10 protein-coding genes and 2 pseudogenes are annotated in these 12,146 nt (G+C 61.6%); 4 read left to right on the top strand and 8 right to left on the bottom strand.

Annotated elements, in window-relative coordinates; all coding sequences use genetic code 11:
- Nucleotides 1–653: 653 nt before the first annotated feature.
- The 4 genes and pseudogenes from A6B35_RS34330 to A6B35_RS08840 form a co-directional block, all read right to left on the bottom strand.
- Nucleotides 654–1,124 (bottom strand): annotated as a pseudogene (locus A6B35_RS34330) (ATP-binding protein); the annotation flags it as partial.
- 743 nt (nt 1,125–1,867) lie between these two features.
- Complete coding sequence (locus A6B35_RS37340) at nt 1,868–2,332, bottom strand: tetratricopeptide repeat protein (protein WP_341872618.1); 465 nt, start codon at nt 2,330–2,332, stop codon at nt 1,868–1,870.
- Nucleotides 2,329–3,783, bottom strand: coding sequence for an adenylate/guanylate cyclase domain-containing protein (locus A6B35_RS08845; protein WP_341872619.1), 1,455 nt, complete (start codon nt 3,781–3,783; stop codon nt 2,329–2,331). The genes A6B35_RS37340 and A6B35_RS08845 overlap by 4 nt, the downstream gene beginning before the upstream one ends.
- 219 nt (nt 3,784–4,002) lie before the next feature.
- Nucleotides 4,003–4,182 carry a hypothetical protein gene (locus tag A6B35_RS08840; RefSeq protein WP_006200932.1) on the bottom strand — a complete coding sequence of 60 codons (180 nt, stop codon included), beginning with the start codon at nt 4,180–4,182 and terminating at the stop codon, nt 4,003–4,005.
- Nucleotides 4,183–4,927: 745 nt separating this feature from the next.
- On the opposite strand from A6B35_RS08840, the gene A6B35_RS08835 reads away from it, so the two are divergent.
- Nucleotides 4,928–6,331 (top strand): class I adenylate-forming enzyme family protein, encoded by a 1,404-nt coding sequence (locus tag A6B35_RS08835; RefSeq protein ID WP_006200933.1) that lies wholly within the window; start codon nt 4,928–4,930, stop codon nt 6,329–6,331.
- Between the two features lie 427 nt (nt 6,332–6,758).
- On the opposite strand, the gene A6B35_RS08830 is transcribed toward A6B35_RS08835, so the two are convergent.
- Together A6B35_RS08830 and istB are read right to left on the bottom strand one after the other, a co-directional pair.
- A complete protein-coding gene (locus A6B35_RS08830) occupies nt 6,759–7,157 on the bottom strand; it encodes a nuclear transport factor 2 family protein (protein ID WP_006200934.1) in 399 nt (132 codons plus the stop codon).
- A gap of 398 nt (nt 7,158–7,555) precedes the next feature.
- Nucleotides 7,556–8,157: pseudogene (istB, locus tag A6B35_RS08825) on the bottom strand (IS21-like element helper ATPase IstB); the annotation flags it as partial.
- Between the two features lie 354 nt (nt 8,158–8,511).
- Here istB and A6B35_RS34325 point away from each other — a divergent pair.
- The gene (locus A6B35_RS34325; protein WP_006200939.1) at nt 8,512–8,700 is read left to right on the top strand and encodes a DUF1059 domain-containing protein; all 189 of its coding nucleotides are present in this window, start codon (nt 8,512–8,514) and stop codon (nt 8,698–8,700) included.
- A 184-nt stretch (nt 8,701–8,884) separates the two neighbouring features.
- On the opposite strand, the gene A6B35_RS08815 is transcribed toward A6B35_RS34325, so the two are convergent.
- Nucleotides 8,885–9,313 (bottom strand): rhodanese-like domain-containing protein, encoded by a 429-nt coding sequence (locus tag A6B35_RS08815; RefSeq protein ID WP_050900710.1) that lies wholly within the window; start codon nt 9,311–9,313, stop codon nt 8,885–8,887.
- A 22-nt stretch (nt 9,314–9,335) separates the two neighbouring features.
- On the bottom strand, nt 9,336–10,001 hold the full coding sequence (locus A6B35_RS08810; RefSeq protein ID WP_006200941.1) for an ArsR/SmtB family transcription factor: 666 nt from the start codon (nt 9,999–10,001) through the stop codon (nt 9,336–9,338).
- 121 nt (nt 10,002–10,122) lie between these two features.
- Between A6B35_RS08810 and A6B35_RS08805 the strand changes: the two genes are divergently transcribed.
- Nucleotides 10,123–10,854 (top strand): MBL fold metallo-hydrolase, encoded by a 732-nt coding sequence (locus A6B35_RS08805; RefSeq protein WP_040582370.1) that lies wholly within the window; start codon nt 10,123–10,125, stop codon nt 10,852–10,854.
- Nucleotides 10,851–12,131 (top strand): MFS transporter, encoded by a 1,281-nt coding sequence (locus A6B35_RS08800; RefSeq protein ID WP_006200945.1) that lies wholly within the window; start codon nt 10,851–10,853, stop codon nt 12,129–12,131. The genes A6B35_RS08805 and A6B35_RS08800 overlap by 4 nt, the downstream gene beginning before the upstream one ends.
- The last annotated feature ends 15 nt before the right edge of the window (nt 12,132–12,146 follow it).

The following is a 12,146-nucleotide window of genomic DNA, read 5'->3' as shown; positions in this document are numbered from 1 at the left end:
TTCGTATCCGCAGATTTGGGGTCCTTACTTTTGCGCGCGACATCTACCGGCGTGGCAGGCAGCTTCCGAAGGCGCTTCCGCGACGTCCCTTCCACTCGAAGTGAAATGTTCTCGGGTTCGCCAGCGCCGATGCTTTCGCTTTGGTCAGTTTCGATAATGCGCATTGCTTTTCTCCATCAATACCGACATCGGATCGTTCAATGCCTGTACTGAGTGGAGCCCGCACTGGGCGGGCCGAGGCCGGGTAGTCGCCCGGTCCCGACAGCAATGCTTGCCGCTCCAACGAAGTCCACCGCAATAAGGAATATCTCTCTGACCGCCTAGCCCCAGAAGCGGCCATCGGCCGCTAGTTCACGAATGGCCGCAGTTGGCCGGAACCTGACGGGTCCACTTCGGAGAGGCTGCAAAGCTGGCATTCCGCTCCCCCGACCTCAAAGTGGTCATCAACTGCAACGCGTTGGCGACTCCGAGAGAGCTGCAGGCCGGCAACTCCAACGTGAATAGTCGTGGCAGCCAATTGATCGAGGGTTGCCGCTCGTGGCGCATTCTCGTCACGAATGCAGGCAGCCACGTGCGGCCATGATGCTCAGTGGCGAGTCACTACGGGATCGAATGTCCCTTGCAGGAAACGGCTGAAGCGGTTCGCGAGCATTTCGGTCGAGCAACGCCGTCGTCATCTTGGCGTCGCCGAAGACAGCCGGCCTCCACGAATTCTTTGGCTTCAGGCAGCACTATCATCTGTGAATGATGAGGGTTACGAGACTTTGCGTCTGTCACGCGACGCTCCCCGAGCGATAACGAGCTGTCATCGTCACCACCAACCTGGCCTTCGGCGAATGGTAGAGCCGGCTGATCAGGTGGAAGAGCAATTGGCCACTTGTGCGGAGCCGGTTGACGAGATCGACGACGTTGAAGAAGCGGCCGCGCGCTCCGTTACGGATGAGCGCCCGGGCAATCGCGATGGCGAGATGCGATTTGCCCGTTCCGGCGCCGCCGATGAGGACGGCGTTGCGCTGGTCGGCAATGAAGGTGCCATTGGCAAGCTCGCGGATCAGCGCCTCGTTGATGGGCGTGTCGGTGAAGTCGAAGTCCTCAATGTCCTTGGCAAGTAGCCGCTTTCCCACGTGCACGCATCAGGGCAGACAGTCATTATCGGTGCAGGAATCGCCGGACTTGCGGTCGCAAAGCCCTGCGGCTTCTCGCCTGGGACATCGAGATCTACGAAAAGGCTGACGAGCTGAAGCCGCTCGCGCCGGCCTGAGCATCAGCGCCAACGCATTACGGACTCTTCGAACGCTGGACTGCATGATGTCGTCGTCGCCGAAGCGCAGCGCCCATCTGACCAACGCAACAGGACCGAGATCGCTGACGTCGCAAGTCGCAAATGACGTCGGTATGCATCGAGCAGACGTTAATTTTGTCGTCTGCTGCCGCTGGCATTCCTCGACATCGATCATGGATGTGATCCTGACTGGCAGCTAGCCGATCGACCTCTCGGCCAGATCGCTCACGGTGATGGAGCTGCCGCCCCCCTGGTCAAGTCTGGCGCAACTCTTTTGCGCGTGACCAACCCCACCCATGCGAATCAAGTTCGGGCCGGATCGGCCACCGGGAGCGAAGGCGCGAAAGGGACCGTATGCCACGCAGGACCCTGCTGAAAGCCAGTACGCACGTTGGAGCCGCCGATGAAACCCCTTCTAACGATCTTGTCTGGTCTTGTTCGCGGTGGAGATACGAAATGCAGACAAGGCCCGCCGACGCCCTCCGCCGCATCGTCGCGATCATGGGGCTGATCAATCTCTTATATTTGGGATCGAGTTCGAATCGCAGGAATACCCCGAGCAGGCGTTCCAGATTGCAAAGTGCTCTATTCTGCAGCGGCAGCCGTGCACTCCGGCAGGCGGATCCCGGTTTCGATGTCCTCCAGCTGCTCGGGTTTGGCGCATGCCGGGAAACCTGCCTGCCGCATCGCCCCGAGCAGCAGCTCCCTTTCCTTGTCGCTCCATCCGGCCCCGCCGGTGAAGGTTTCGATGGTAAGGTCGGGGTGCCGCTCCAGCGTCTTCGCGACGAGAGCCTTCGCCTCTTCCTGCCTGCCGAGCGCCGCGTTGCTGACAGCCCGGTAAACCCACGAGAACCTGTTGTAGTTCTCAGGTGATTGCTGCTCGAGGATGCGCAGCGCATCCTCGTACCGACCGGCCATCACATAGGCGTAGCTGAAGGGGCCAGTCGCCCAGGCCGGATAGTCGGGGTTGAGTCGGATTACTTGGTCGACAAGGTCCGCGCCCCGCTCAGGCTGGCCGAAGGTGCTCGCCCAGCTGATATAGGTCGTCATGATGTCGGCCGAGCCCGGATTGAGGCGCAACGCTGTATCGAACTCCGTTCTTGAGCGCTCGAATTCACCCTGACTTCCAACGAGGTGAGCGAGTTGAGCATGGGCGTTTGCGTCCAGGGATCGAGGCTGACCGCGCGTTCTGCCGCGCTCAGGGCATCGGCCTTCGCTATGCCAGCTTCCGCGCCAAAGTCGACCGAGGAATAATAGGCAGCAGAAAGTTCGACCCACGCTCTCGCAAGCGTCGGGTCCTTTTCTACTGCTTGTTTGAGGAGGGAGATCGCTTCGGTGACGCTCTCTTTCGTGAATTTGTGCATGGCTTCGCGCCCGCGCACATAAAGCTCGTAGGCGCTAAGGTTCTGGGGGCTCGACCTGTGTGCGGCTGCGCGCTCTGAGGTCAGGATAGCGCCCTTGGAGTCAAGCAGACGGCGGGTGACCTGTTCCGAGATTTCGGTCTGCACCGCGAACAGATCCTCGACCGGGCGATCCCAACGGTCGGACCAGATCTGTGCGGCAGTTTCCGCTTCCACGAGCTGCGCCGTCACACGAATTTGCTCGGCTTGCCGCTGCACCGAGCCCTCAAGCACGTAGCGGACGTTCAGCTCCTCGCCGATCTTTCGGATATCCGCGGGCTTGCCCTTGTAAACGGCCGTTGAGTTGCGGGCGATCACATCGACTTCCCGGTAGCGAGAGAGGTCGATGATGATGTCCTCCGTTATCCCATCGGCAAACCGCCCGGTCGTCTCATCGCCGCCGATATTGTTGAAGGGAAGCACGGCAATCGAGGCCTTGGCCGCGGCAGTGTCCACCGGCCGCAGCCACATGAATCCGGCTGCGGCAATGACGAGCGAGATAAGGATGGCCGCCGCCGTGGGCAGGTAACGGCGATAACGGCGTGTGCGCAAACGCCAGCCCGGCTTCACCCCTTCCATCCTGACGCTGTAGGTGCGGACGGGCGACGAGATGTTCTTGACCTGCTGCGCGCCCGCATAGTCGAGCGGCAGGTTGAGTTTGCCCTTCATGTGATCATAGGCGGTGCCCGAGACCAGCACGCCGCCCGGTGGGCAAAGTTGCTCAAGGCGGGCGGCCACAATCACGCCGTCACCGAGCAGGTCGTCGCCTTCGACAACGACGTCGCCGAGATTGACGCCAATGCGAAAGGTTATGCGCCGATCGGGAGAGGTCTCCGGCTGATGCTTGGCGACGCCTGTCTGCATTGCCACGGCACAGGTGACGGCATCGACGACGGAGCTGAACTCCACGAGCAGCCCGTCGCCCATCAGCTTGACGATCCGGCCTTTATGCTGTGTGAGCAGCGGATCGATGACTTCCGCCCGTAGCGACTTGATTGCTGCAAGCGTGGCCGCCTCATCGCTTTCCATGAGGCGCGAGTAGCCGACGATATCTGCGGCCATTATGGCTGCCAGCCGCCGCTCCGCTCGCATCGTCGCCATGACCGCGTTACCCCGCAGCTAAACCCCCGCAGCCGATCCTCTCAGGCATCTAACCGCAATTGCGCAGGCTGCCCCTCCAAGCGGTACTAACTCCTCTTCCCACATGGCCGTGTATCGTCAGTCCTCGCCAATTCGTGAGGGTAAAGTGTTCATCAGATCGTTTTGCACCGCGACGCCTCATCTTAGCAAGGAAGGGCGGCGCTAGGAAGCGCAGCTGAATCACCAGATCAGGATGCCGAGCCGCCGCGCCTTGTCGGCGAGGCCGCCCGCGAAGGCGATCTTGGTGCCTTCGGGCATCATGATTTCCGTCTCGGCCCGCCGCTTCGCGGTCAGGAAGTCGCGGCTGTCGATCACGGCTGCCGTCAGCGACTTGTGCGAGACCATCGAACCCGCGCGCATGCCCGTTTGGCGACGCTACATCGCGAGAACGGACTCACGGGAGATTTGCCCGATGACGCCCGAGAGGAAGCCAAAGCTCTCCATTGGTATTATCCACCGTATATGATGTGAGGGCCATCAGAGCCCACCAGCGTACAAAGGTGGCTAGCGCGTCAAAGCCTATTGTGATCGACCTCTCCGCAAAAACAGCTCGGCAGTGATTTTGTCTCTGTCCCCACTATGCCTGGCGATCAAAGCCAACGCTTCCTGGCGGCCAATGTTGCCGAGCTTCATGAGGTACGGAACCTCAAACGTTCTCTTGTTGAGGCGCCATTCCGGCACGTACCGTGTTGCTGTATTTCGCGCTGTTGTTCCATCTTGACGCATCATTTGGCTCCTCTTCCTGATATGATGATGCAGTCGCAAGTTCGGTGCCCTTCCCCTCCACACTTAGAGCCCTGCCAGCGCTGCCGCTCTCCTACGCCGTCGAAGCGTCTGGCGCGCTCTGGCGACACAGGCTGCGCGACATGATCGGGATGGCCGCTTGCCTGGCCGCCCTAGGGGCCCCACATCCGTTTTTCCGGTTAGGTCGAGTGAACCAGGCCTTCGCAAGTCAGGACCATCGACGGTCGTCAATCCAAGCGGCGGGAACGAAGTGCCTCAGTCACGAGCCAAGCACGACGAGCCAATCTGGGTACCACGTCTGCTCGACGTTGGGCTAAGACGCAAGCCAGATGATCTGGCACTTGTTGGCCCCGAGGGCAGCTTGAGCTGGCAAGAACTCGAGCGCGCCAGCAAACGCTATTCCGCTGGCTTGCTGGCCTATGGGCTGAAGCCGGGCGATAGAATTGCGTCGCTCATGCCCAATAGCGCTGCGCTGATGATTCACTACCTGGGCTGCCTCAAATCGGGGATCGTGGCAGTACCCTTGAACTACCGATACACGCCTCCCGAGATCGATCATGGACTCAAGACGAGCGGCGCTCGGGCGCTATTGGCCCATGTTGACCGTCAGGAAGACATCGCTTCCAGTGTCGCGCGTGACTTGCCACTTGGGGTCATCAACTACGGCTCCGAGCACGATCGCCATTCAAACTTCGCGACGCTCTTGGAGAGCCCGATCGCGTCCGAAATTTCGCTGATGCCTGCGCCTACTGATCCTGCGGTTATCTTTTTCACTTCGGGCAGTACCGGCCTGGCAAAGGGCGTAGCCCATAGTTTCGAAAGTCTGGGCAATATGATTGCCAGCTTCGCACAGGGCTGCCAAACTGCGGCGGACGACATCGTTCTGCTGAGCGGATCCATGTCGCACATCGGAGCGCTCCTGGACGCTCTCATGGGACTCGCAGCCGGCGCTCGTGTCGTCGTACCGCCAAGCTGCGATGGACCCGGGCTCCTGTTGATGCTGCGCGAGCATCGCCCAACCATACTCATCGCTTTGCCCTCGGTCCTCTTCGGGTTGGTTCGGGCGAAGAATGCCAGGCGCGAAGACTTTTCGTCATTCAGACTGCTCTGTGCCGGCGGCGATAAAGTGCCGCTCGAGCTGGCGCTCGAAGTTACTGCGCTCAGCGGCTTGTCCGTCAATGAGCTGTACGGCATGTCTGAAATTGGAGTTGCCACGATCAATCCTCCTGACGGGCTCAACAAAGCGGGTTCGATCGGGCGTCAGATTGTCGGCTACGAGATATCCATCCGCGACGATAACGGCAATGAACTGCCTCCCGGCGCTCAGGGGCGCCTCTGGATCAACTCGCCTTGCAACATGGTCGGCTATTGGGGTGATGCAGATGCAACGCGTGCCACCATCAGGGATGGCTGGCTGGACACCGGCGATGTGATGAAGATAGACGAGGACGGATACCTTTGGTTCTGCGGGCGGCGAAAACAGATCATTGTACACGATGGCTCGAACATCAGCCCGCAGGACGTCGAGGAAGCCCTGATGCGGCATCCCGCAGTGGCAATCGCCGGAGTTGTCGGGGTCCCTGACACCGTCCATGGCGAAAATGTCCACGCGTTCGTAACTTTCAAGCCAGGCGCCGCGCAGCCAGCCCCGCAGGAGCTTATCCATTTCGCTCGCGCCAGCGTTGGCTATAAGGCACCGGAGAGCGTTTTTTTGCTGGATGAGATGCCCCTCAGCGCCACGGATAAGGTTGATCGGGTGTGTTGAAGAAGTTGGCGGAGCGCCTTCTGAAATCGGAAGCATCAACAGGGTTGGCATCAACGGCTCGATAAACTCCTGCCGGCCAATGCCAGCACTCGCTCGTTTACATGCCCGTCCCTCCACTCTTAGAGCCCCGCCAGCGCGCGTTCCGGCTGAGCCGCTTGTCGTCAGGCCCGAAGCGTCTGGCGCGCTCTGGCGCCCCTGGCTGAGCCGAACTAGGCACTCCGAAGCCAGTTGGTGTGCTTCGTTGTCAATCAGCACGGAATGGGGACCCTGGATCAGCGCGCAAAAGGGACCCCTTCGTAGGGCACAATGGTCAGCGGTCGCCAGAAGAAGAGATGTCTCATGAGCCGCGGATGCGCGCCCAGATTTGCCCCCGGGCTGGCCCGCCGCAGAGGACGTCCAACAAGTCGTTTTTGCGGCGGCGCTTGTGTCACTCAGTCACGGTGTCACCGTGGCGATGGACCACGCGCCATTCGCCACCTTCGCGTCGGTACACCTGGGTGACGCGCAACGTGTAGGTGCGGGGCCGACCATCGACAGAGGCTGAGGTGTGCTCGAAGCCTTCGGTATAGGCCATGTCGCCCACCACGTCGTAGGACAGCAGCTCGAATGCATACGACGTGCAGTCGGAGAAGCTCGTGCCGAGAGCGGCGAAGAGTTCCTCCAGTTCTCGCTGGCCGTGGGCGTTGCGCCACGCACCCAGGACGCTCACGGGCTCGTTGCGGGACCAGAGAGCCCGCCTGGGGGCTGGGTCGCCATTGTGCAGCGCGAGCTCCGCCTCATACAGCGCGGTCTTGACCCAGGCAAGGAAGTCCTCGCGGTCGGTCATGGCTCAATCGTCCTCCTGATGCTGCCGTGAGGCATCACACCTGCTCGACGTCGTCTGTCCATCAAAGCGGCGCTTGTGTCGCTCAGTCAAGCGCTCGACGGCCGCATCGCGCAGGTCCCGCGGTGCAATCACGCCCACGGCAGATTCGCATTGACACGCCTTTCGACCGTCGCAAGATCCTGCAGCCGGGTGCCGCCATCGGCACGGCCATCCAGGTCGAAATCGGCGTTCCAGGCCCGTGTGAGCGTCCCGGCTGTCAATCAGCACGGAGGGGGACCCTGGATCGGCGCGCAAAAGGGGACCCCTTCGTAGGGCACAAGGGTCAGCGCTCGCCGGGCGGAGCTGGTCAGGGTTGCGCAGCCCGGCGAGCGCGGATGAGCTTGGCAGCGTCGGGTTGATCAGGCGCGGTTCTTGAAGCGCCAGGACTCGTTGCCGGTCTCGACGATCTCGCAGTGATGGGTGAGCCGGTCGAGCAACCCCGTCGTCATCTTGGCGTCGCCGAAGACGGCCGGCCACTCGCCGAAGGCCAGGTTGGTGGTGACGATGATAGAGGTGCGCTCGTAGAGCCGGCTGATCAGGTGGAAGAGCAATTGGCCACCAGCTTGTGCGAAGGGCAGATAGCCGAGCTCATCGAGCACGACGAGGTCGAGCCGGGTCAGGTAGTCGGCGATGCGCGCCCGCTTTCCGGCGCGGTGCTCGGTCTCGAGCCGGTTGACGAGATCGACGACGTTGAAGAAGCGGCCGCGCGCTCCGTTACGGATGAGCGCTCGGGCAATCGCGATGGCGAGATGCGACTTGCCCGTTCCGGTGCCGCCGATGAGGACGGCGTTGCGCTGTCGGCGATGAAGCTGCCGGTAGCGAGGTCGCGGACCAGCGCCTCGTTGACGGGCGTGTCGGTGAAGTCGAAGTCCTCAATGTCCTTGGCCAGCGGCAGCTTGGCGACGGTTAGCTGGTACTTGATGGAGCGGGCCTGCGTCTCGGCGATCTCGGCCGAGAGCAGTGGCCATGATACGCCTGGCGCTGGTGTTTAGAACGAATGAGGACGAAACTGCCGTGCGGGGCGTTTCAGGCCGACGTGTACCGCTTCCCGGCATTGGCAGATGTGACGGCGGCGCTCGTGGCTGGCTTTACTTTGGATCACACGGGTGAGCGCGGCCGAGGGCCGATGCTGCTCCTGGCCACGAAGTCAGCCAATACCGCTGAGCTTCCCGTATAGCTCTATGCGACCAGCGATTCTTCCAGCCGCCGCACTGCAACCCCCTGCGAGCAAAACTGCTACGGCATCGAAAGGCGTATTGACAAAACTCGCGTTCGCTCTCTCTCCTAAAGCGTTCTCTAATATACGGAGGCAGCGATGCCGTACACGTATCGGTGCAGGGACTATCCGGGGATGGAAGCGTGCCCGGCGAGCTTCACGGCAGAGAGCGCGTCAGAGGTAATGAAGCACGTCGAACTTCACGCTGAAGTCGCCCACGGTGAAGACCCGAAACAGTGGTCGCAAGGTGACCGGGAGCAAGTCCAAAACCTGATTGTCGCTAGCTAGGCCCGCTTTCGCCGGCACTGCGAACGCTGATGTCATCAAGTTCCTAGTCCTGGAAGCTAGGGTCTCGTCCTTTACGTTTCTGGGACTTTAGGCGACGCCTAGAGAATGGGCGCAATCCGCCTAGCGACGCGCTCACTGGTTGCGACAGCTTCCTTGCAAGGACGGCAGCCGACGACACTGCGGGCTAAGTGCCCGATGCCACCAAGAGTGCACGTATCCTGGAGGTCTCGAAGGGCACGACCGGGAGGCCGCTTGAAAGCCAGCCCTGCATGCCACCCTCGATGTCGGTAACATTGCTTAGACCAATGCGCACCAGGTTCGCAGCAGCAAAACTCGACTGATAGCCTTGGTTGCAGAGCACTATAATGCGCTGTTTGTAGTCGTCTTTGTTGATCATTTCGTGGCGCCACGGAGTGCTAGGATCGCAGCGCCACTCAAATTCGTTGCGGCTGATAATCGCCGCGTTGGGAATCTCGCCGTCGCGGGCTCGTTGCTCGAGGTAGCGGATGTCGACAAGCAGTGCACCTTGCTGCATCTCCCTGTAGGCCGCAGCCGGCGAGAGGCGCGGTGTCAGCATGGCGCGAGCTTCACAGAGCATTTCATCAACTGTCATGTTCAGCCCCCCAGGGCGGTGGCTACATCGTCACCTCAACAGGCAGTCCCGCTGCTTTCCATTCCGGCAGTCCGTCTTCCAAGCGACGAGCCTGGAAGCCGCATTCGCGAAGCGCCGCAACAGCTTCAAATGACATCACGCACCAAGGTCCGCGGCAGTAGGCAACGATTTCGCGATCCGGGTCGATTTCCGGCAGACGCGCTTGAAGATCGGCGAGCGGCACGTTGATCGCGCCCGGCACGTGGCCAAGTGCGAACTCGTCCGGTGGGCGGACGTCAATCACGGTAACTAGCCCGTCGCGCATCCGAGCTGCCAGCGTCTCTCGGGTTACTGGCTCCATGCTGTCGCGAGTTTCGAAATAGCCCTGCACGATACGGTCGACCTCGGCGAGGTGGCGCTCCGCGACGGAGCGGACCGACGCAAACAGCGACAGTACGGTGTCGTCGGTGAGCCGGTAGTTCACGAATTTCCCCTCGCGTTCGGCCTGGACCAGCCCAGCTCGGCGCAGGGTCTGCAGGTGCTGAGAGACGTTGGCGATTGGAAGCCCGGCCTTGGTAGCCAGCAGGTCGACGCTGCGAGCACCCTGCGCCAGATGTTCGATCAGCTCTAGCCGCTGAGGGTTGCCGAGCGCCTTCGCTACAATCGCGAACTGCTCATAGAGTGCCTGCTTCGGTTTGCGGATTGACATCAGCTTCGAACCGACGTTACATCATTCAACATAATTTTTGAATGACACGCATCGACCGGGCTGTCAAGGTTCGGAGCATTTCGCTGGGCCGATGATGGCGGCCCATGAAGGACACATCCCGATGATCCTGCGCCAGTTTCTTCATTCCGACCCCGTCGCCGTATCCTACCTCTTTGGCTGCGGCGGCAAGGCGTCCGCTGCGGTCGTTGATCCCGTTGGCGATGTTCAACCCTATCTCGATGCGGCCAAAGCCACCGGCATGCGCATCCTCTACGTCATCGACACGCATATTCATGCAGATCATGTCTCGGCCGGCCGCGCTCTCGCGCAGGCCGCCGGCGCGGAATACGTGCTGCATGAGAGTGCAGCTGCCGACTTTGCGTTCCACCGGGTCAAGGACGGCGAGGTGCTCGAACTTGGCAATGTCACCGCGCAGATCATGCACACGCCCGGCCATACGCCTGAGCACATTGCATTGCTGGTGACCGACCGCACACGCACCGTCGAACCCTGGTTCGTGCTGACCGGCCATACGCTAATGGTCGGCGATCTTGGGCGCACCGAGCTTGCCTCGAGCGCAGAGGATGGCGCGCGTCGCCTGTTTGCCAGCGCCCAGCGCCTCAAGGACCTGCCCGACCACGTCGAGGTATTGCCCGGCGCCTTTTCCGGGTCGGTATGTGGCCGTTCGCTCAGCGGCAAGCCGACATCGACCATCGGTTTTGAGAAGCGCTTCAACAAGGCTTTTCGCATCGCTGATGAGGACGAATTCGTCGCGGCCATGGTGGCTGATATTCCTCCGCCACCACCGGAGGCGGCACGTACCCGCGCGCTGAATGCCGGAGCCGCGCAGTGAGTGAAGACGGCGTTGCGCCGCGTGTTGCCCTCGGGCTTAAAGCCAACTGGCAGCAGTTTTCGCTCCTGGTGCTGATCAACGCTTTTGTCGGCGGCATGGTGGGCATCGAGCGCACCGTTGTGCCGCTCATTGGCTCTGAAGAGTTCGGGGTCGCTTCGACGACGCTGGTCGTCTCCTTCATCGTCAGCTTTGGCGTGGTGAAGGCCTTCGCCAATCTCATCTCCGGGCAACTCGCCGATACATGGGGCCGCAAGCGCGTGCTCATTCTTGGCTGGCTGTTCGGGCTGCCGGTGCCGTTCATCATTATCTGGGCGCCGAGCTGGGGCTGGATCATCGCCGCAAACGCCTTGCTTGGCATCAGCCAGGGGTTTGCCTGGTCGATGACTGTGATCATGAAGGTCGACCTTGTCGGCCCCAAAGGACGGGGCATGGCGGTCGGACTCAACGAGTTCGCCGGCTATTTCGCAGTCGGCGTCACGGCCTTTCTCACCGGGTATCTCGCTGGGCAATACGGCCTACGTCCGGTGCCGATCTATCTCGGCGTGGCATACGCCCTGCTTGGAACCATCCTCTCGCTCGTACTGGTGCGCGACACGCGGGACCATGTTCGGGCGGAGATGGCCGGTCACGTCAAACAAGCCTCGCCGATTTCCTTCCGCGAGGTCTTCGTCCTCACCACCTTCCGCGACCGCAATCTGTTCGCCGCCTCGCAGGCCGGGCTGATCAACAATCTCAATGACGGCATGAGCTGGGGCATCTTCCCGCTGTTCTTCGCCGCCAACGGCCTAGGCATCGAGCGCATCGGCATCCTGAAGGCCGTCTATCCCGGGGTGTGGGGACTGTTGCAGGTCGCCACAGGCCCTTTAAGTGATCGCTGGGGGCGCAAGGGCCTGATCGCGTCAGGCATGTGGGTGCAAGCGGCAGCGCTGCTCCTGACCGCCTTGACCCGTGACTTTCGCTGGTGGCTGCTGGCGAGCGTTCTGCTCGGGCTCGGCACTGCCATGGTTTATCCGAGCCTGATCGCCGCCGTGTCGGACGCTTCTCATCCCTCGTGGCGCGCCCGGTCGCTGAGCGTCTACCGCTTCTGGCGCGATCTTGGCTACGCAATCGGCGCTCTCTCGGCCGGCCTCATAGCCGATTTCTTCGGCCTAGCCTCGGCGATCGCTGCGATTGCGGGCCTGACCTTCGTGTCGGGCGTGATCGTCGCCGCGCTGATGAACGAGCGGCCCGCCGGCGCCCCGCTCGTCAACGCCGATGCCGGAAAGGCCGCCCCATAGGACGCCTTCAATCCT

Origin of the sequence: Mesorhizobium amorphae CCNWGS0123 (genome assembly GCF_001686985.1) — a bacterium.
GTDB classification, from domain to species: Bacteria; Pseudomonadota; Alphaproteobacteria; order Rhizobiales; family Rhizobiaceae; genus Mesorhizobium; species Mesorhizobium amorphae.
This window is presented reverse-complemented; position numbering and strand designations above follow the sequence as displayed.

Excerpts from the sequence above, each read along its gene's own strand:
- A6B35_RS37340 (WP_341872618.1), bottom strand. The coding sequence starts at position 2,332 with ATGACGACCTATATCAGCTGGGCGAGCACCTTCGGCCAGCCTGAGCGG.
- A6B35_RS08845 (WP_341872619.1), bottom strand. The coding sequence starts at position 3,783 with ATGGCGACGATGCGAGCGGAGCGGCGGCTGGCAGCCATAATGGCCGCA.
- A6B35_RS08840 (WP_006200932.1), bottom strand. The coding sequence starts at position 4,182 with ATGCGCGCGGGTTCGATGGTCTCGCACAAGTCGCTGACGGCAGCCGTG.
- A6B35_RS08830 (WP_006200934.1), bottom strand. The coding sequence starts at position 7,157 with ATGACCGACCGCGAGGACTTCCTTGCCTGGGTCAAGACCGCGCTGTAT.
- A6B35_RS34325 (WP_006200939.1), top strand. The coding sequence starts at position 8,512 with ATGCCGTACACGTATCGGTGCAGGGACTATCCGGGGATGGAAGCGTGC.
- A6B35_RS08815 (WP_050900710.1), bottom strand. The coding sequence starts at position 9,313 with ATGACAGTTGATGAAATGCTCTGTGAAGCTCGCGCCATGCTGACACCG.
- A6B35_RS08810 (WP_006200941.1), bottom strand. The coding sequence starts at position 10,001 with ATGTCAATCCGCAAACCGAAGCAGGCACTCTATGAGCAGTTCGCGATT.
- A6B35_RS08805 (WP_040582370.1), top strand. The coding sequence starts at position 10,123 with ATGATCCTGCGCCAGTTTCTTCATTCCGACCCCGTCGCCGTATCCTAC.